The organism is Burkholderia territorii (assembly GCF_001718335.1).
Taxonomy (GTDB): domain Bacteria; phylum Pseudomonadota; class Gammaproteobacteria; order Burkholderiales; family Burkholderiaceae; genus Burkholderia; species Burkholderia territorii.
Genome location: NZ_CP013365.1, coordinates 288,830 through 306,644 on the forward strand (window position 1 = coordinate 288,830; position 17,815 = coordinate 306,644).

The window sequence follows — 17,815 nt, forward strand, 5'->3', positions numbered from 1 at the left end:
GCGCTCAGCGCCCTGCCAGCATCCGCCCGCCAACTCCCATCAGCAGCAGCCCGGCCGTCGTGTCGAGCACCGCCTTGCGCCGGATCAGCAGCCGGCGCACCGACGGGTGCGACGCGAGCAGCGCCATCGTGCAGTACCACACGCCCGAGATTCCGATCGACAGTGCGACGACGGCCAGATCGAGCCACGCCGGCGCATGGGCCGGCACCATCAACGCGAAGATACTGCCGTAGAACGCGACGGCTTTCGGATTCGTCATGCTGACCACGTAGCCCTTCCGTGCGGCATGCCAGCCGGAGGACGCGCGCGGCGCGGAAACGGCGACCGGCTTGCGCGCGGTCAGGACCATCTTCAGTCCGAGCCAGATCAGGAAGCTGGCGCCGCCCAGGCGCAGCGCGGTGTGCACCCAGGCGACGTGGGTCACGAGCAGGCTGAGGCCGGCAATCGCGATCGCGGCCCAGGTGCCCGATGCGGCCGCAAGGCCGAGCGCGGTCATCACGCCGGCGCGGCGTTGCGCGACCGCGGTCGACGTGACGATCACGAAGTTCGGGCCCGGGCTGGCTACGCTGAGCAGCAGGACGCCAGCGAGCGGCAGCAGGGTGGCGATGGCGGTCGACATGGCTTGGGTCGTGACGCGATGGAAGGGGTGTTCATCTTACCTTGGCGTGCCGCGTGCCGCCTGTCCCGAGTGCGACGTTTCGCGACGTGCGTGCGCCGTTCACGGCCGGGATTCGACGGCGAGCAGTGCGAGCAGTCCGTTCAGATCGGTGCGAGCATCGAGTGCCCACAATGCGTCAAGTGCGTGTCGCGCGCGCGTCTCCGAAAGACGCGACGCGGCGTTGTGCTGGAACTTGCGCTCGGTGTCGGGGCGCGATGTCGGCTGTCCGGGAAAGCCGGGCAAAGTGTCGACCTGCCGTTCGAGCTTGCGGCCGTCGTCGAGCGTCACCGTCAGCCGATTCGGAATCGCGTGCGGCTGCATTGCGGTGAGGCGCGCGTCTTCCGCGACCGTCGTGACGGCCATCAGCGCGCGCGTGGCCGCGTCGCGCAGCGCGGCCGGCCCGTAGCTGTCGCGCGTGACGTCGCGTTCGATCATCGCTCGCGCGACAATGTATGGCAGGCTGTGATCGGCCGTCTCGCGCGTTTCGGGCCGCCATTTCTCCGGATCGCGGCCGGCCGTCACGTAGCCCATGTGCGTCGTGTCGATATGGATCGCACGAATGCGCGCGAGATCGCCAATCCGCGTCGCGAGGTCGATCGCGGCCGGGATCGCCGTCAGCGTGTATCCCTGGGCCGGATACGGTTTGATGGCGCATGCGTCGATCCGGAACGCGCGTTCCGGGCCGCCGAACGATTCGACGTCGAGCGCGAACGGGCCGGATATTTGCTGAAACAGCCCGGCACGTCCCTCGAAGATCGGCGCCGGCCCGGTGACGCCTTCGCGAGCCAATTGTGCGGCGAACACGCCGTCGCGCGATGCCGACGCATCCGCGAGACCTTTCCAGTCGGACAGTTGCTGCACGCGTGTCTGGTTCATCGCAAGATGACCGCTGAGCGATAGATTGACCGCCTGCTCCATCCGGTCGCGATCGAGCCGCATCAGCTTGCCGGCCGCCAGCGCGACGGCAGGCAGGCTGTAGACCGGATGGTCCCAGCCACGGCTCGTGATGTTCGCGGCGTCCAGGAGCCGGCAGTCGATCTCGTAGGCGAGCACGATCGCGAGCAGCAGGTCGCGCCCGCTTGCGCGCGCAGCTTCGGCGACGGCCAGGCATGGCGCGATGTTGTCGCTTGGATGGCCGGGCTCGGCGCCCACGTACAGATCGTTGAGATCTTCGTAGCGGATGGCCGCGCCATTGGCGAAGGCAGCGAGTTCCGGCGTCGAGCGGTGTAGCGTGCCGATGAGCGTCGCGGGCCCAGAGACCGTCGTCGCGATGCGCCGGCACATCGCGACGGGCGGTGCATCATGGGCGACGAGTGCGCATCCGAGTGCGTCGATGAGGTGTGCCTTCGCCGTTTCGATCGTCGTTGCCGCGAGTGCATCCCAGCTCAGCGCGACGGCATAGTCGGCCAGCTGGCGCGCGAGAGTGGGCGTGGCGCGCGCGACTTGCGCGACGGCGGGGCAGGCGGCGGCCGTGCCGAGCGCGGCGAGAAACGTTCTACGCTTCATCGTGCCTCCGTGCGCGTCAGACGAGCCACAACAGCGCGCAGCCGTAGACGATCGCGCCGAGCACGAACGTCAGCGCGGTGTAGCCGAGCACACGCTGCACGCCAATGCCGGCCATTGCGACCACCGGTGCCACCCAGAACGGCTGCATCATGTTCGACACCTGTTCGCCCATCGCGACGGCCATGGTCGTCGCGGGCAGCGATGCGTGCAACGCGACGGCGGCCGGTATCACGAAGGGGCCCTGCACGGCCCAGTGGCCGCCACCGCTCGGGATCAGGAACGTGATCGCCAGCGAGCAGACGTAGCTCCAGAACGGTAGCGTGTCGGCCGTCGCGATCGCGATGAAGCCGTGCGATATGACGCCGGGCAAGCCGGTCGCATCCATCAGGCCCATGATGCCACCGTACAGCGGATATTGAATCAGTAGCGAACCCGTCTGCGCGGTCGCCTGCTTGATCGCGCGCGCGTAGGCGAGCGGATGTCCATGAAGCAGCACGCCCGCCGTGAGCATTGCGAGGATCACGACATTCACGCCCGCCAGCGGAATGTGGCCTCCGTATGCCAGCCCGAGTACAGACAGGCCGAACAGTCCGGCCAGAACGCTGAGCACGCACGAGCGCTCGAGCCACTGCGCCGGCGAGCGGTGTCCGGCGGCGCCGGGCGCGGTCGAAGCGGATACGGCCTGCGAGGCCGGCTGTGTGTCGGGCGGCAGCGCTTCGGCGCGAGCAGGATCGGGCATGAACCAGACGAGCAGCGCCGGCGTCAGCACGAGCATCGCGAGCGTCGGAACCAGGTTGAAGCGGGTCAGCACGGTTTCGCTGAACGGCAGCACGTGGCCGGTCAGCTTCTCGACGACGTTCATCGCGCTGCCTGGCGTCGATTGCGCGAGCGCGATCGAACTGGACATTCCACTCGCCCACACGACCCACCCCGAGAAGCCGACCGCCACGATCCACGCGAAATCGACGCGCAGGCGTTTAGCGACTTCGCGCGCCAGCAGTGCACTGATCACGAGGCCAAACGCCCAGTTGACGAACGACGTGACGGCCACCGACAGGAAGACCAGCGTCGCCGCCTGTGTCGGCGTGCGCGCGAACGATACGATCGCGCGGAATGCTCGCTGCACGAGCGGCGCATGGGCCAGCGCGTGCCCGGTCGCGAACACGAGCGCCATTTGCGCCGTGAACGTGAGGATATCGAAGAATCCCTTGGTCCATCCGCCGATCATCGCGGCCGGCGTCGTGCGCGGTGCGATCGCGACGGCCAGTGCGGCGACGAACGCGGTGATCAGCAGCGCAAGGACGAACGGATCGGGAATCGTTCGCTCGAACACGCGAATCGTCGCGTCCGTCAGGCGGATGCGAGCCGCACGAGGTGGGGAATCGGCGAGGCGCATGCATGTCTCCTGTTGGTGTTTGTCGCGTCGGCAATACGTGTCGACGGTGCGCCGCCGCGTCGGGGCGGCGGTCAGTCGTGGAAGTCGTACAGCCGGTCTGGATTGTCGACGAGAATCCGCTCGCGCAGACGTTCGTCGGGCACCCAGTCCGCGAGTTGATCGAACAGCCGCGCGTCGTCGGGCGCGGCGGACTCCGTTGCATGCGGCCAGTCGCTGCCCCATACGAGGCGCTCGGGTGCCGCGACGGCCCATGCACGGGCGACCGTGTCGACGTCGGCGAACCGACCGGTCACGCCGACGCGCGAATCGAGGTACGGCCCTGACAGCTTGATCCACGTCTTGCCCTGATCGACGAGACGGCGCACGATCGCGTATGCGGGATGCGACGTGCCCGCCGGTTGTGGCAGGCGTGCCATGTGGTCGAACACGATGGTCGACGGCAGGCGCGTGAGCAGTGCCTCGTGTGCGACGATCTGGTCGGCGGTCCAGTGAAGCTGCACGTGCCAGCCGAGCGCATGCACGCGCGCGGACAGTGCCTCGACCATGTCGAAGCGCGTGGGGGCATGCTCGGGGCGATACAGTGTGAACCGGATGCCGCGAATGCCCCCGGCGTGCAGCGCGTGCAATTCGGTGTCCGACACATCTGTGCGCACGACGCCGACACCGCGCGTGCGGTCGGCGCCTAGCCGTCGGATCGCATCGAGCGTCACGCTATTGTCGGTCGCATACGCGCGCGGCGTGACGACGACGGCGCGTGTCGTGCCGAGCCGGGCCTGAATCGCGCGGCGGTAGTCGTCCGCCGTCGCGTGCGCGAAGATCTGCGCGCCAGGCTCGGACCGGAAGCGGGCATCGAAGACGTGAAGGTGCGCGTCGCATGCGTGCAAGGGCGCGGTGTGCGCCGATTGCATCGTCGCTTTGGCCGCCGCAGGGCCGAATGCATGCGCGCGTGATGCGCTCGCGGCGGCGAGCGAGGCGAGGAACGGACGTCTTCTCATGATGTCTCCGGGCCAATCTTGTCGTTCGGACGGCGCGATGCCGGCGGTTTGCAGTTTCAGCGAATGGCGCCGCGACGCCGCAACTCGGCGCGCCGTTCGTCATCGTAGCCGTGCTCGGCGAGCACGTTGTCCGAATGCTCGCCTAGCGCCGGCGCGCCGACTGGATCCGGAGGCGGTGTGCGCTCGAACGCGATCGGGCGGCAGAAGCCGCGATAGCGGCCGGTCGACGGATGGTCGAAATCGGCAATGAGCTGCTCTGCGGCGACTTGTGGATCGTCGAACATGTCCTCGATTTCGCGCAATGCGGCGCAGGGCACCTCGTCGCCGAACATGGCTTCCCAGTCGCGCGCGGAGCGGGCCAACAGTGCGGCGCGCAGCAGCGGGACGAGTTCGTCGTGTGCGCGCGCACGCTTGCTCACCGTGTCGTAGCGCGGATCGTCGGCGAGCGCGGGCAACCCGACCTTCACGCACAACGCGCGCCAGAAATGCGGCGTGTTCGCGGACAGGTAAAGATAGCCGTCGCGGGTCGGATGCAGGCCCGTGACGCCACCCGATCGCATGTCGCGTCCGACCTCGCGTGCCTCGCCTTCGGCCCACACGAGTCGCGCCGACTGCATCGCGAGCGCAGCGCGCAGCAGCGAGATGCCCACGTATTGCCCGATCCCACTGCGGGTCCGCTCGTACAGCGCTGACGCGACGCCGGCGGCGACGAGGGAAGCCGCGTAGTAGTCGACGACCGAACCGTACACGATCGACGGCGGCGCGCCGGGTTCGCCTTGCAGCGCGCACATGCCGGTCATCGCCTGCAGCACCTGGTCGTAGCCGGCCTTGTCCTTCAGCGGGCCAGAGTCGCCGTAGCCGGTGACAGCGCAATAAACGAGGCGCGGGTTCTGTTCGCGAAGCCGTGCGTAATCGATGCCGAGCCGTGCCGGGACCGACGGCCGGAAATTGTGGACCAGCACGTCTGCGCCGCGCACGAGTTCGAGCAGCACCTCGCGCCCGGCCGGCTGCTTGAGATCGAGCACGATCCCGCGCTTGCCGCGATTGACACCGAGGAACGCGCGGCTTTGCGCGTCCAGCGTCGACGGATAGTTGCGCAGGTTGTCGCCGGCGGGCGGCTCGATCTTGATCACGTCGGCGCCCTGGTCGGCCAGCAACGTGCACCCGTACGGGCCGGCGATATAGGCGCTCAGGTCGAGCACGCGGATGCCGGCGAGCGGGCCTGCGCCGGAGTGGCCGCGACCGGCCGCGTGCGGTGTGGCGGGAACGTCGATGGAAGATCGGGTCATGGTGCGAGGCATGCGGGTGGCTGGGCGATGCCCTCTGGCGGGATCAGGCCGAATGCGATCGCCTCGGAGACGATCGTGCGGGCGCGGGCGACGAACGGTGCGTCGATCATCCGGCCGTCCACCACGTACGCGCCGCGGCCGTCGGCAACGGCCCGCCGCTCCGCGTCGAGCACGCGCAACGCAGCGCGGATTTCGTCGAGCGTCGGTCGGAACACGTCGTTCGCGATGTCGACCTGCGTTGGATGGATGCAACTCTTGCCGGCGAAGCCGAGCCGCCGTGCGAGCGAGGCCTCGCTGCGGAAGCCGTCGGCGTCGCCGATGTCGGTGAACGCGGCATCGTAGGCTGCGATGCCGGCCTCGCCCGCGGCGATGCGCACGGCGAGCATCACGGGCACGAGCGCTGCAGTTTCGCGGCGATCGATGCCGAGCGGTTCGAACAGATCGCCGAGGCCGAGCTGCAAGCCGATCACGCGTGGATCGGCCGCCGCGAGTTCGGATGCGAGCCGCAGCGCGCGCGGCGTTTCGATGTTGACGAGCAGCCTGATCGGCGTCGCGACGCCGTTGCGGCGCTCGGCCCGTTCAAGCGCGGCCGCGGCCGCGCGCACATCGTCCGGGTCGCGAGGCTTCGGCAGGTTGACGATCGCGACGCCGGGACGGGCGACGGCGTCGAGATCGGCGTCGAAGCCACGCGTGCCGAGCGCATTCACGCGCACCACGATCGTTTTCGTCGGTGGCAGCGGCTGGTCGAGCCGCGCACGCAGCGCAGCGCGCGCGGCATCCTTGCGGTCTTCGGCGACCGCGTCCTCGAGATCGAACGACACGGCATCGGCGGGACCATTCAACGCCTTGTCGAAAAGGTCGGGACGGGAGCCCGGAACGAACAGTTTGCTTTTCATGTGGCCAGTATAGAAATCCCGCTACACTGGATGAATACAGGTTTGATTCATTCAAACGATAGAAAAACTATCTTTATGGATATCGTGTTCCTCAAGAGCTTCGTGCTCGTCGCGGACACGGGCTCGATGGCGCAGGCCGCTCGCCGGCTCGATCTCACGCCCGCCGCGGTTGCGTTGCAGATGCGGGTGCTGGAGCGGGAGCTGGGCGTGGCGCTGCTCGCACGCGCGGGCCGCGCAGTGCGCCCCACCCAGGCCGGCTATCGCGTGCTCGAGCGTGCGCGCGGGCTTATCCGCGAGTTCGACGACCTGAGATCGGTCGCGGCCGACGATGCGCAGCTGTCCGGGGAATTGCGCCTCGGCGCGATCAACACCGCATTGCACAGCATCCTGCCGGACGTGCTTGCCGAGTTCGCAACCCGGCATCCGCGGTTGAAGGTGCTGATCCAGTCCGGTACGTCGGCGGAGCTTTACGAGTCCGTGCGGCGAGGCGATCACGATGCGGCCGTCTGCCTGCATCCGAGTTTTGCGCTGCCGAAAAGCATGGTGTGGGAACTGCTGCGCATCGAGCCGCTCGTCGTGCTGGCACCGCAAGATCTCGCCGCACGCGACGCGCACGACCTGCTGCGCCACGAGCCGCTGATCCGCTACGACCGAAGTCTCGGCGGCGGCAAGCAGGCGGACCGCTATCTGCGCGATCACGGGATCGATCCGCACGAGCGCTTCGAGATCAATTCGCTGCTGGCGATCGCGATGATGGTCGAGCGCGGGCTGGGCGTATCGCTGGTCCCGGACATCGCGTCGCCGCTCGCGGAGCGGCTGCGGATCGTCCGGCTGGCGCTGCCCAAGCCGACCGAGCCGCGGCGCTTCGGCATACTCTGGCGCCGGGGCTCGGCGCGCGAGAGCGCGATTCGCGAGTGGCTCGCGATCAGCCGCCGGATGGTGCAGCTTCGCGGAACCGCCGACGGTGCGAGGCGGTCGTTGCGGCACGAGCCGACGATTGCCTCGGCGCGCTGCCGTCATTGTTGACGGTACTGGAAAGGTCCAATCCAGAAGCGGCAATAGGTGCCGCGAATGTGACCGATTATTCTCCCGAGCGCTATACCGGCGGTCAGACGCGAATGCTGTCGGACTGCTTACAAAATCAATCGCTCAGGGAGGCCTTTCATGAAACGCATCGTCGTATCCGGTGGTGTCGGCGCAGTAATCGTCTTGACAGCGGCGTCGTCCGCATTTGCGCAAAGTTCCGTCACGTTGTATGGCCTCGTCGACACGGCGATCCGTTATCAGACGAACGCCGGCCCCGGCGGCCGCGACCTGATCGGCATGACGGTCGGCCCTGAAACGCACAGCCGCTGGGGCTTGCGCGGCAGCGAGGATCTCGGCGGCGGCCTGTCGGCAATCTTTCGTCTGGAAAACGGCTTCGAGCTCGGCGACGGCAAGCTGCACGTCGCGAACACGCTGTTCAGCCGGCAGGCATACGTCGGCCTGTCGAGCGACCGGTACGGTTCGCTGACCTTCGGCAACCAGTACGCCCCGCTGTACGACACGATGGGCGACGTGTTCGACCCGATGACCGTCGGCGACTACTGGCAGGACAGCTGGGCGTACAACGGCATCGGCAATTACCTGACCGTGCCGAACGCCGTGAAGTACAAGTTCTCGTACAACGGCTTCAGCGTCGATGCGATCTACGGGTTCGGCAACCATGCGGGCGCGACGGGCCTCGACAGCACGTACGGTGTCGAACTGACCTATGCGCAAGGGCCCGCATCGATCAACGCCGGCTTCCAGCAAACCTCGGTGTCGTCCGTGAACGGCAGCGCGGTCAACGGCGCGAAGGTGAACTTCCTGCACGTGAGCGGCGCGTACCAGGTCACGCCGTCGGTGCGCCTGCTGGCCGGCTGGCTGCACGGTCAGGACAAGACGGGCACGACGGACTTCAACATGCAGCAGGCCGGCGCGCCGTCGCTGGGCGGCGGCAGCCCGAATCGCATCGACGATACGCTCTACGTCGGCGCGAACTGGCAGGCCACCGCGCCGCTGCTGATCACGGTGGCCGGCTATTACGGCCACGCGCGCAATGCGGAGCGGCTCGACGGCACGCTCGGCTCCGGGATCAACTACTCGGCGACCGTGCTGGCCGAATATGCGCTGTCGAAGCATACCGAGGTGTACGGCACGGTCGATTTCGCACGCGGCAACGGCGCGTTCGCGGCCGACTATCCGGGAGCCACCAACCGGCTCACCGGCAAGGTCGACCAGATCGGCAGGACCAACAACGTTGGGGCGGCGATCGGTCTGCGCCAGATGTTCTGACGCCGCCGCGCGCACCGCTCGCATACGAAAGCCGCGTGGCGGCCGGCGCAGCATCTTCGACGCTCCGAACACGGTCGCAGCGGTGGCCGGCAGCGGCTCGGCGATCGGTGCGCGGCGCGGAGAAGGCGGCGCGCGCGGCCTTCATCCGTCACGACGCGACGCGAATCACGACCTTGCCGAAATGCTGTCCCGACTGCAGGTGCGCGTAGGCCTGCGGCGCTTCGTCGAAGTCGAACACGCGATCGACCACCGGCTTGATCCGCTTCGCGTCGACGAGCCGCACGACGTCGTCGAGCATCGCACGGCTGCCGACCATCAAGCCGTGCAGTCGCCGGATGCCGCCGATCAGCGACAGCAGCCCGAGTTCCGGGCCGCCGAAGCTGCTGAGGCCGCCGATGACCGAGACGATGCCGCCCAGTTTCGTCGCGGCGACCGAGCGCGCGAGCGTATCGCGTCCGCCGACTTCGACGACGAGATCCGCGCCCGCACCGCCGGTGAGCCGCAGCACTTCATGTTGCCATTCGGGTGTCGTGCGGTAGTTGATCGTTGCGTCCGCACCGAGTGCGCGAGCGCGTTCGAGCTTCGTATCGCTCGACGAGGTCACGATCGTGCGCAGTCCGGCCGCATGAGCGAGCTGCAGCGCGATGATCGATACGCCGCCCGTGCCCAGCAGCACGACGGTCGCGCCCGGCCCGAGCCCGCCGTCGACGAACAGCGCATTCCACGCGGTGATGCCCGCGCACGACAGCGTTGCGGCTTCGTCGTAGTCGAGATGCGCGGGAATCGCGACCAGTGCGGTTTCGTCGGATACGAAGCGTTCCGCGAGCACGCCGTCGAAATGCGAGCCGGGCGACGCCGACACTTTCCACGGCGTGGGCGGCCCGTCGATCCAGTGCGGGAAATACGTGTTGATCACGCGATCGCCCGGCTTGAACTGCGTGACGTCGCGGCCGGTTTCGACGACTTCGCCCGCACCGTCGGCGACGGGTATCAGTGCGTCGGTGCCGATGCCGAGATAGTCGCCGCGCGCGAACATCAGGTCGCGATAGTTCAGTGCGGCCGAGTGGATCTTCACGACGACGTCGGTCGGCCCGACCGCGCGCGGGGTCGCGTCGATGCGCCGGAGCCCGGCAATACCGTCCCCGGGTTTGATTTGCCATGCGTGCATGGCGGCTCCTTTTTCGAGATAGACGGGACTATCATAGTGTCGCGCAACGGGACGCATTGGCGAGAATTCGGCCAACGATTGTCGCCGGAGCGGACACAAATCAGTCATCCCACGGGAGCGCAATTGCATGGACGAGCGGCTCAGAGGCATCGCCGAATTTGTCGACGTCGTGGAGGCGGGCAGCTTCGCGGCGGCCGCGCTGCGGCTCGGCATGACGCGCTCGGCGGTTGCAAAGATCGTCGCGCGGCTCGAACAGCGCCTCGGCGCGCGGCTGTTGCGGCGCACGACGCGCCAGCTCGGCTTGACCGACGAAGGGCTCGTCTATTACGAGCAGTGTCGGCGCTTGCTGGCCGAACTGGGCGAGACGGAAGCCGCGCTCGACGCGAACCGACGCGAGCCGTCCGGGCGCGTGCGGGTCAGCGTGCCCGTGCTGTTCGGCCGCCAATGCGTGGCGCCCGTGGTGCGGCGCCTCGTCGAGCGTCATCCGCGGCTCGAAATCGACGTGTCGTTCAGCGATCGCGTCGCCGATCTCGTCAACGACGGTTTCGACATCGCGGTGCGTATCGGCCCGCTTGCCGACACGAATGCGCTGGTCGGCCGCAAGCTCGGCGTGCAGCGCATGGGCATCTGCGCATCGCCCGCCTATCTCGCCCGCCACGGCCGGCCGTCCGGGCCGGACGAACTCGCGTCGCACGACGGCATCGCTTATTCGCGCGGCGGGCAGCCGACGCCGTGGCGAATCATCGGCGCGGACGGCGCCGTGCACGACCATCGCCCGGCGGGCCGCCTGCGATTCGACGACCTGCAGGCGATCGCCGATGCGGCGGCAGCCGGCGCGGGGCTTGCGTGGCTGCCGTGCTGGCTGATGGCGCCATACGTGCGCGACGGCCGCCTCGCGCTCGTGATGGACAGCGACAGCGTTTCGGGTGCCGAAGTATTCGTAGTGCGGCCGGCGTCGCGCAATGTGCCGATGAAGGTGCGCGTCGTCATCGATGCGCTCATTGACGAGATTCCGCGCATGCTGGCGTCGGACGATGCGGGCGGCGAGCGCGCGCCGCGACGCACCGCCCGGGCTTCGTAGCCGCGCGCACGATCGGATCGGTCGACGCGAACGGAGGCGACCAGGCGGGTTCTCGTGCAGCGCACGCATCGTCGCGCGCGTCGTGAAACGGGCGCCGGCGTGCATATTCCCCGTTCCCGTTAGCATGTGACGAATCCGACTTTGGGCGCCGCGCGCGCGACGCTAAGATCGCCGATCCGTAGATCGAGCGTTCGACAAAATGAAAAACTCCGCGTCGCCGTTGCATGCTTTCCGTTTCCGTGTCGTCTGCGCCGCGGCTGCCGGCGCGCTGTCGCTCGCATCGTGCGGCGGCATCGACGGCGATCCGCCGCCGCAGGCCAATGCGACGCCCGCGGCCAAGCGCCCGAACATCCTGTACATCATGGCCGACGATCTCGGCTATTCCGACATCCATGCATTCGGCGGCGAGATCAACACGCCGAACCTCGACGCGCTCGTCGCATCGGGCCGCATTCTGTCGAATCACCACACGGGCACCGTATGCGCGATTACGCGCGCGATGCTGATTTCCGGCACCGATCATCACCTCGTCGGCGAAGGCACGATGGGCGTGCCGACCGACGAACGGCGCGGGCTGCCCGGTTACGAAGGCTACCTGAACGATCGCGCGCTTTCGTTCGCACAACTGTTGAAGGACGCCGGCTATCACACTTACATCGCGGGCAAGTGGCATATCGGCTCGGGGATCGTCGGCAGTGCGACGGGCAGCGGCCAGACGCCGGACCAGTGGGGCTTCGAGCGCAGCTACGTGCTGCTCGCCGGCGCGGCGACGAACCATTTTGCGCATGAGCCGGCCGGCTCGTCGAACTACACGGAAGACGGCCGCTACGTGCAGCCTGGCCAGCCGGGGCAGCCGGGCGGCGCGGGCGGCAGTCCGGCCGTGTTCTATTCGACCGACTTCTATACACAGAAGCTGATTTCGTATATCGATTCGAACAAGCAGGACGGCAAGCCGTTCTTCGCGTATGCGGCGTATACGTCGCCGCACTGGCCGCTGCAGGTGCCGGACCCGTGGCTGCACAAATATGCGGGCGTGTACGACGCCGGCTACGACGCGATCCGCAACGCGCGGATCGCGCGACAGAAGGCGCTCGGCCTGATCCCCGCCGACTTCAAGCCGTTCGACGGCTTGCCGGAAACGACGTCGGCATCGCCGGCCACCGCGAACAACGGCACCGCGAACGCGAAGTACATCAGCGCCGTGCACTCGGCCGCCGACGGCTACAGCGACTACGGCGCCGGCAAGGTCGACAAGTCGTGGGCGAGCCTGAGCGCGGCCGAGCGCCGCGCGCAGGCGCGCTACATGGAGATCTATGCGGGGATGGTCGAGAACCTCGACTACAACATCGGCCTCCTGATCCAGCACCTGAAGGACATCGGCGAATACGACAACACGTTCATCATGTTCCAGTCGGACAACGGCGCCGAAGGCTGGCCGATCGACTCCGGCGCGGACCCGACGGCGACCGACACCGCGAACGGGCAGGAGCCGATCTATTCGACGCTCGGCACCGACAACGGCAAGCAGAACGCGCAACGGCTGCAATACGGGCTGCGTTGGGCAGAAGTGAGCGCGACGCCGTTCCGGCTCACCAAAGGCTATTCGGCCGAAGGCGGCGTGTCGACACCGACGATCGTGCGCCTGCCGGGGCAGACGCGGCAGTTGCCGACGCTGCGTGCGTTCACGCACGTGACCGACAACACGGCGACCTTCCTCGCGGTCGCGGGCGTCACACCGCCGTCGCAGCCGGCGCCGCCGCTCGTGAACACGTTGACGGGCGTCGACCAGAACAAGGGCAAGGTCGTCTACAACAACCGCTACGTGTATCCGGTGACGGGCCAGTCGCTGCTGCCGGTGCTCACCGGGGCGGCGACGGGCGAAGTGCATACGACGCCGTTCGGCGACGAAGCGTATGGCCGCGCGTACCTGCGCAGCGCCGACGGCCGCTGGAAGGCGTTGTGGACCGAGCCGCCGCTCGGCCCGCTCGATGGCCACTGGCAACTGTACGACCTCGCGGCGGACCGCGGCGAGACGACCGACGTATCCGCGCAGAACCCGTCGGTGATCGGCACGCTGGTCGACCAGTGGAAGACCTACATGAGCAACGTCGGCGGCGTGGAGCCGCTGCGTCCGCGCGGCTACTACTGAGGACGACACGATGCGGTTGCGCTTCTGGACGCTCGGCGCGGCGCTCGCGGGCACGCTGTTCGTCGCCGCGTTCGCCGCCGGCTATGCGAGCCCGCCGGCGTCGCCCGGCAGCGCCTTCGACGATGCGAATCGCGGCCGCACGCTCGCGCCGCTCGGCTCGGAGCGGCAGTGCGCACGCTACTCGGGGCTGCCGGCGAAGTGGCGCGACGACCCGAAGGCCGGGATGGTGCACCTGAGCGGCGGCGCGTTCGTGTTCGGCAGCACGCGCGGCTATGAGGACGAGCGTCCGGCCGGCGACGGGAAGACGCGTGTCGGCGGTTTCTGGATCGACCAGACCGACGTGACGATCGCGCAGTTCGCCGCGTTCGTGCAGGCGACCGGCTACGTGACCGAGGCCGAACGGCAGGGCGGCGCGGCGGTGTTTCATGTGCCGACGCGCGAGGAGTTGAATGCGCGTGACCTCGCGTGGTGGACATGGGTGAAGGGCGCGTCGTGGCGGCAGCCGCGCGGGCCGGGCAGCAGCGTCGACGGGCTCGGCAACCTGCCCGTCACGCTCGTCACGCAGCGCGATGCGCTTGCGTATGCGCGCTGGCTCGGGCGCGACCTGCCGACCGAAGCGGAATGGGAATACGCGGGCAAGGCCGGTCGCGACGATGCGTCGCTCGACGCGGCGCCGCGTGATGCGCAGGGCAAGCCGGCAGCCAACTACTGGCAGGGCGTGTTTCCGGTGCTCGACGCGGCGGAGGACGGTCATGCGGGGCTGGCGCCCGTCGGCTGCTACGCGGCGAACGGCTTCCGCCTGTACGACATGATCGGCAACGCATGGGAATGGACGAAGGACGCATACACGGGCCCGCATCAGTCGCACACGAACGGCGACACGGCGGCCGTCGCGCCGCCGACGCGCCGGCACGACACGCCGATGGTGATCAAGGGCGGCTCGTTCCTGTGCTCGCGCGATTACTGCGTGCGCTACCGCGCATCGTCGCGCGAACAGCAGGAAGCCGATCTGGGCGCATCGCATATCGGGTTTCGCACGATCCTGCGGGATGCGTCATGAACCAGAAGCTGCGTTTGGTTGCCGCATGGCTGACCGTCGCTTGCGGCCTCGCCCAGCCGGTCGTCGCCGCTGCCGCCGAATCGGCCGCGTCGGCGGTACGCGTTGGCGTGACGCGCGGCGTGCATGCGGAGATCCTCGACGAGGTGAAGCGCGTTGCGGCCAGGCGCGGGCTGGGCGTCGACGTCGTCGAATTCGACGATGCGTCGCGCATCGATACCGCGCTCGCAGAAGGCAGGATCGATGTCGCGAGTTTCGAGGACGCGCAGTCCCTTGCCGCGACGCGCAAGGTTAAAGGTTATGCACTGACGGCGGTCGCGCCGACCGTCACGCTGCCGATGGCGCTTTACTCGCGCAAGCTGAGGAGTCTGAACGATTTGCAGCCCGGCGCCACGGTCGCGATCCCGGCCGATCCGCGCGGGCTGGCACGTGCGCTCGTGCTGCTGCAGAACGACACACTGGTGACGCTGCGGGACAAGGCCGGCCTGCATGCGACGCTGCGCGACGTGACGGGCAACCGGCTCGCGCTGAAGATCGTCGCAGTGCGCCGCGAGCGGTTGTACGAGGCGCTCGATTCGGCAGCGTTCGTCGCGATCGACAGCGAGGACGCCGCGCGCTCGGGATTGCAGCCGGCGCGCGACAGCATCAATCTCGAGGATGCACGCTCGCCGTACGCAAACGTGCTGACCGTGCGCGACGCCGACCGCACGAAGCCGTGGGTCGCGCAACTCGTCGCCGCATATCACTCGGACGACGTCGCGCATTTCATTCTGACGCGCTATCAGGACTCCGTGCGCCGGCCCTGGTAGATGGTCGGCGCCGCGCGTGCCTTACACTTGCCGCTCTTTCAACCGTCTCCGATGGAGTGCGCATGTACGCGTCGACCTTCATTTTCCGCGCAGGGCAATACGACGACGAGTTTCACCGGCTCGACAGCCGGATCGCCGAGATGGCGCGCGCGACGCCCGGCTACCTCGGCGAGGAGACGTGGGAGAACGCCGAGGCCGGGCTGATCCAGAACGTCTACTACTGGGAATCGGAGGCGGCGCTGCAGCAGTTGATGCGGCATCCCGCGCATCTGGAAGCGAAGGCGAAGCAGGCGCGCTGGCTGGACGGCTATCGCGTGGTGATCTCGCAGGTGCTGCGTGAGTACGGCGACGGCAAGCTCGCGCAGCCGCATACGGGACACGCGTGATGCGGCGTGCCCGGTTCGCGTCGCCGATCGCGATCGGCGGCGAATCGTGCGCTGATGTCGCACCGTATCAAAGCGCTTCCACCAGCAGCCGATTGCTCTTCTCGCAATACTCGTGACAAGCGGTGCGCGCCGCGATCGAAGCGCCATGCACGAACTTCGGCGCGTCCGCCCGCCGCGACATCGACACGACGATCGACGGCGGCGACGGCTGCAGCGGCAACTCGACGACCTCGCCGCTCTCGATCAGCGCATCGACGAACAGCACCGGAATCGCGGCGACACCGAACCCGTCTCGCACGAGCTGCACGATCACCGAGATCGACGGCGAGCCGGTGATGCGCGTCTCGGACAGCGGCACGCCATGCGCGTGCGCCAGCGTGCGCACGATGTCCTCGAGCGCCCGGTGCGGCGCGGTGCCGCGCCCGTAGGTCAGGATCGGCTGGCGCAGCACGTGCCGCGCGAGGCCCGTGCGCGCGGTCGGCAACAGTCCCGCACGCGCGATCCAGCGCACCGGATAGTTCGCGAGCGCGTCGCAGACGACCGACGGCTCGTCGCTGCCTTCCACGCGAATGATCAGGTCGAGCTCGCCGGCCATCAGCCGGCGCTGCAGCACGACGCTCACGTCGACGGTCAGGTCGATCTCCAGCTGCGGATAGTCGGCGGCGAGGCGGCGCAGGTAATTCGGCAACCAGCTGTGCACGACCGTTTCGATCACGCCGAGCCGCAGCTTGCCGCGCAGCGCGCTTTCGCCGGCAGCGGCGGCCTGCAGCTCGTGGGTGGCCTCGACGACGGCCTTCGCATAGCCGAGCAGGTATTCGCCGTTTGGCGTGAGCCGGAACTCGCGGCTGTCGCGATCGACGAGCACGGTCTGCAATTCGTCCTCGAGCGCCTTCAGGCGCTGCGAGATCGCGGCCGGCGTCGCGTGCAGCGCGGCGGCCGTCGTGCGGAAGTTGCGCAGTTTCGCGAGCGTGACGAAGGTTTCCAGGAAACGCGTGTTCATGGCGGTCTGACGGACGAGGGACGCGCAGCTTGCCGGTGAAGAAAAGTGAACGGGATCGGGGGAAACCCCGAGATCCGTTAAGGAATTCTATACACGCGACGCAGAAAAACTCGTTGGCGACAAAATTTTTTCTTTTCTATTCTTCGCCGTATCCGCTGACGCAACCGTCATCCCGACGACATACCGATCCGCCAACGACCATCATGACGCCTTCCGAATTCCGCCAGTCCGTCCGCAGCGGCGCGTTCCGCAGCCCGACCGCCGGCCAGTGCGGCCCGTTCGCGCAAGCGAATCTCGCGATCCTGCCGAACGCGTATGCGCACGATTTCCTGCGCTTCTGCCAGGCGAATCCGAAAGCGTGTCCGCTGCTGGGCGTCGGCGAACCCGGTGCGTTCCGGCTCGACGTGCTCGGCGACGATCTCGACATCCGCACCGACGTGCCGAGCTACAACGTGTATCGCGACGGCCGCCTGACGGAGCGGGTCGAATCGCTCGAGGCGCTGTGGCGCGACGATTTCGTCGTGTTCGCGATCGGCTGCTCGTTCTCGTTCGAGGACATGCTGGCGCGCGAAGGCATCGGGCTGCGCCACATCGAGGAAGGACGCAACGTGCCGATGTACCGCACGACGATTGCGAACCGCCGCGCGGGGATCTTCGGCGGCCAGCTCGTCGTGTCGATGCGGCCGCTGCGCGGTGCCGACGCGATTCGCGCGGTGCAGATCACGAGCCGGTTCCCGGGGGTGCACGGCGCGCCGATCCATATCGGCCATCCGCGCGCGCTCGGCATCGCCGATCTCGCCGCGCCCGATTTCGGCGACGCAGTGACCGTGCGCGACGACGAACTGCCGGTGTTCTGGGCGTGCGGCGTGACGCCGCAAACCGCGCTGATGGAAGCGAAGCTGCCGCTCGCGATCGCGCATACGCCCGGCTACATGCTGATGACCGATATCACGAACGCATCGCTGGCCGTGTTCTGATCCCGGCCGGCACCGGCCCGCACGATCGCCGGTGCGACCACGACACGGCGGCGCACCGCCGCGGACGATCCGCCCGACCGGAGGGCGGCGCGCATCCGCAGCCGGGCGACCACGACACGCACGACACGCACG

The 17,815-nt window shown here is 68.1% G+C and carries 16 protein-coding genes; 8 read left to right on the plus strand and 8 right to left on the minus strand.

Going from position 1 to position 17,815, the window contains the following annotated elements:
- Nucleotides 1–4: 4 nt before the first annotated feature.
- The 6 genes from WS51_RS01400 to WS51_RS01425 form a co-directional block, all read right to left on the minus strand.
- Nucleotides 5–619 carry a LysE family translocator gene (locus tag WS51_RS01400; RefSeq protein ID WP_069228467.1) on the minus strand — a complete coding sequence of 205 codons (615 nt, stop codon included), beginning with the start codon at nucleotides 617–619 and terminating at the stop codon, nucleotides 5–7.
- A gap of 99 nt (nucleotides 620–718) precedes the next feature.
- The gene (locus WS51_RS01405; RefSeq protein ID WP_060339437.1) at nucleotides 719–2,164 is read right to left on the minus strand and encodes an MmgE/PrpD family protein; all 1,446 of its coding nucleotides are present in this window, start codon (nucleotides 2,162–2,164) and stop codon (nucleotides 719–721) included.
- A gap of 16 nt (nucleotides 2,165–2,180) precedes the next feature.
- Nucleotides 2,181–3,560 (minus strand): TIGR00366 family protein, encoded by a 1,380-nt coding sequence (locus WS51_RS01410; protein WP_069228468.1) that lies wholly within the window; start codon nucleotides 3,558–3,560, stop codon nucleotides 2,181–2,183.
- 71 nt (nucleotides 3,561–3,631) lie between these two features.
- Nucleotides 3,632–4,468, minus strand: a complete 837-nt coding sequence (locus tag WS51_RS01415; RefSeq protein ID WP_069228469.1) for an amidohydrolase family protein — start codon at nucleotides 4,466–4,468, stop codon at nucleotides 3,632–3,634.
- A 143-nt stretch (nucleotides 4,469–4,611) separates the two neighbouring features.
- The gene (locus tag WS51_RS01420; RefSeq protein WP_081333515.1) at nucleotides 4,612–5,844 is read right to left on the minus strand and encodes a CaiB/BaiF CoA transferase family protein; all 1,233 of its coding nucleotides are present in this window, start codon (nucleotides 5,842–5,844) and stop codon (nucleotides 4,612–4,614) included.
- Nucleotides 5,841–6,740, minus strand: coding sequence for an HpcH/HpaI aldolase/citrate lyase family protein (locus WS51_RS01425; RefSeq protein WP_069228470.1), 900 nt, complete (start codon nucleotides 6,738–6,740; stop codon nucleotides 5,841–5,843). Before WS51_RS01425 ends, WS51_RS01420 begins: the two co-directional genes overlap by 4 nt.
- Nucleotides 6,741–6,815: 75 nt before the next feature.
- Here WS51_RS01425 and WS51_RS01430 point away from each other — a divergent pair, with 75 nt between their 5' ends.
- Entirely contained in the window at nucleotides 6,816–7,766 is a 951-nt protein-coding gene (locus WS51_RS01430; RefSeq protein WP_069228471.1) for a LysR substrate-binding domain-containing protein, read from the plus strand.
- Between the two features lie 138 nt (nucleotides 7,767–7,904).
- Nucleotides 7,905–9,056 (plus strand): porin, encoded by a 1,152-nt coding sequence (locus WS51_RS01435; protein ID WP_069228472.1) that lies wholly within the window; start codon nucleotides 7,905–7,907, stop codon nucleotides 9,054–9,056.
- 148 nt (nucleotides 9,057–9,204) lie between these two features.
- Here the strand turns inward: WS51_RS01435 and WS51_RS01440 are convergent, their stop codons facing one another.
- The gene (locus WS51_RS01440; protein WP_069228473.1) at nucleotides 9,205–10,224 is read right to left on the minus strand and encodes a zinc-dependent alcohol dehydrogenase family protein; all 1,020 of its coding nucleotides are present in this window, start codon (nucleotides 10,222–10,224) and stop codon (nucleotides 9,205–9,207) included.
- A 127-nt stretch (nucleotides 10,225–10,351) separates the two neighbouring features.
- Here WS51_RS01440 and WS51_RS01445 point away from each other — a divergent pair, with 127 nt between their 5' ends.
- The 5 genes from WS51_RS01445 to WS51_RS01465 all read left to right on the plus strand — a co-directional run bounded on the left by WS51_RS01445 (nucleotide 10,352) and on the right by WS51_RS01465 (nucleotide 15,706).
- The gene (locus WS51_RS01445) at nucleotides 10,352–11,305 is read left to right on the plus strand and encodes a LysR family transcriptional regulator (protein WP_069228474.1); all 954 of its coding nucleotides are present in this window, start codon (nucleotides 10,352–10,354) and stop codon (nucleotides 11,303–11,305) included.
- Between the two features lie 199 nt (nucleotides 11,306–11,504).
- Complete coding sequence (locus WS51_RS01450) at nucleotides 11,505–13,454, plus strand: arylsulfatase (RefSeq protein WP_059503936.1); 1,950 nt, start codon at nucleotides 11,505–11,507, stop codon at nucleotides 13,452–13,454.
- Between the two features lie 10 nt (nucleotides 13,455–13,464).
- Nucleotides 13,465–14,514: a formylglycine-generating enzyme family protein gene (locus WS51_RS01455; RefSeq protein ID WP_069228475.1), complete on the plus strand. Its 1,050-nt coding sequence runs from the start codon at nucleotides 13,465–13,467 to the stop codon at nucleotides 14,512–14,514.
- The gene (locus WS51_RS01460; RefSeq protein WP_069228476.1) at nucleotides 14,511–15,320 is read left to right on the plus strand and encodes a MetQ/NlpA family lipoprotein; all 810 of its coding nucleotides are present in this window, start codon (nucleotides 14,511–14,513) and stop codon (nucleotides 15,318–15,320) included. Before WS51_RS01455 ends, WS51_RS01460 begins: the two co-directional genes overlap by 4 nt.
- Nucleotides 15,321–15,382: 62 nt before the next feature.
- Nucleotides 15,383–15,706, plus strand: coding sequence for an antibiotic biosynthesis monooxygenase family protein (locus tag WS51_RS01465; RefSeq protein WP_059503929.1), 324 nt, complete (start codon nucleotides 15,383–15,385; stop codon nucleotides 15,704–15,706).
- Nucleotides 15,707–15,773: 67 nt separating this feature from the next.
- On the opposite strand, the gene WS51_RS01470 is transcribed toward WS51_RS01465, so the two are convergent.
- Nucleotides 15,774–16,706, minus strand: a complete 933-nt coding sequence (locus WS51_RS01470) for a LysR family transcriptional regulator (RefSeq protein WP_059804395.1) — start codon at nucleotides 16,704–16,706, stop codon at nucleotides 15,774–15,776.
- Between the two features lie 203 nt (nucleotides 16,707–16,909).
- Between WS51_RS01470 and WS51_RS01475 the strand changes: the two genes are divergently transcribed.
- Nucleotides 16,910–17,683, plus strand: coding sequence for a putative hydro-lyase (locus WS51_RS01475; RefSeq protein WP_059503925.1), 774 nt, complete (start codon nucleotides 16,910–16,912; stop codon nucleotides 17,681–17,683).
- The last annotated feature ends 132 nt before the right edge of the window (nucleotides 17,684–17,815 follow it).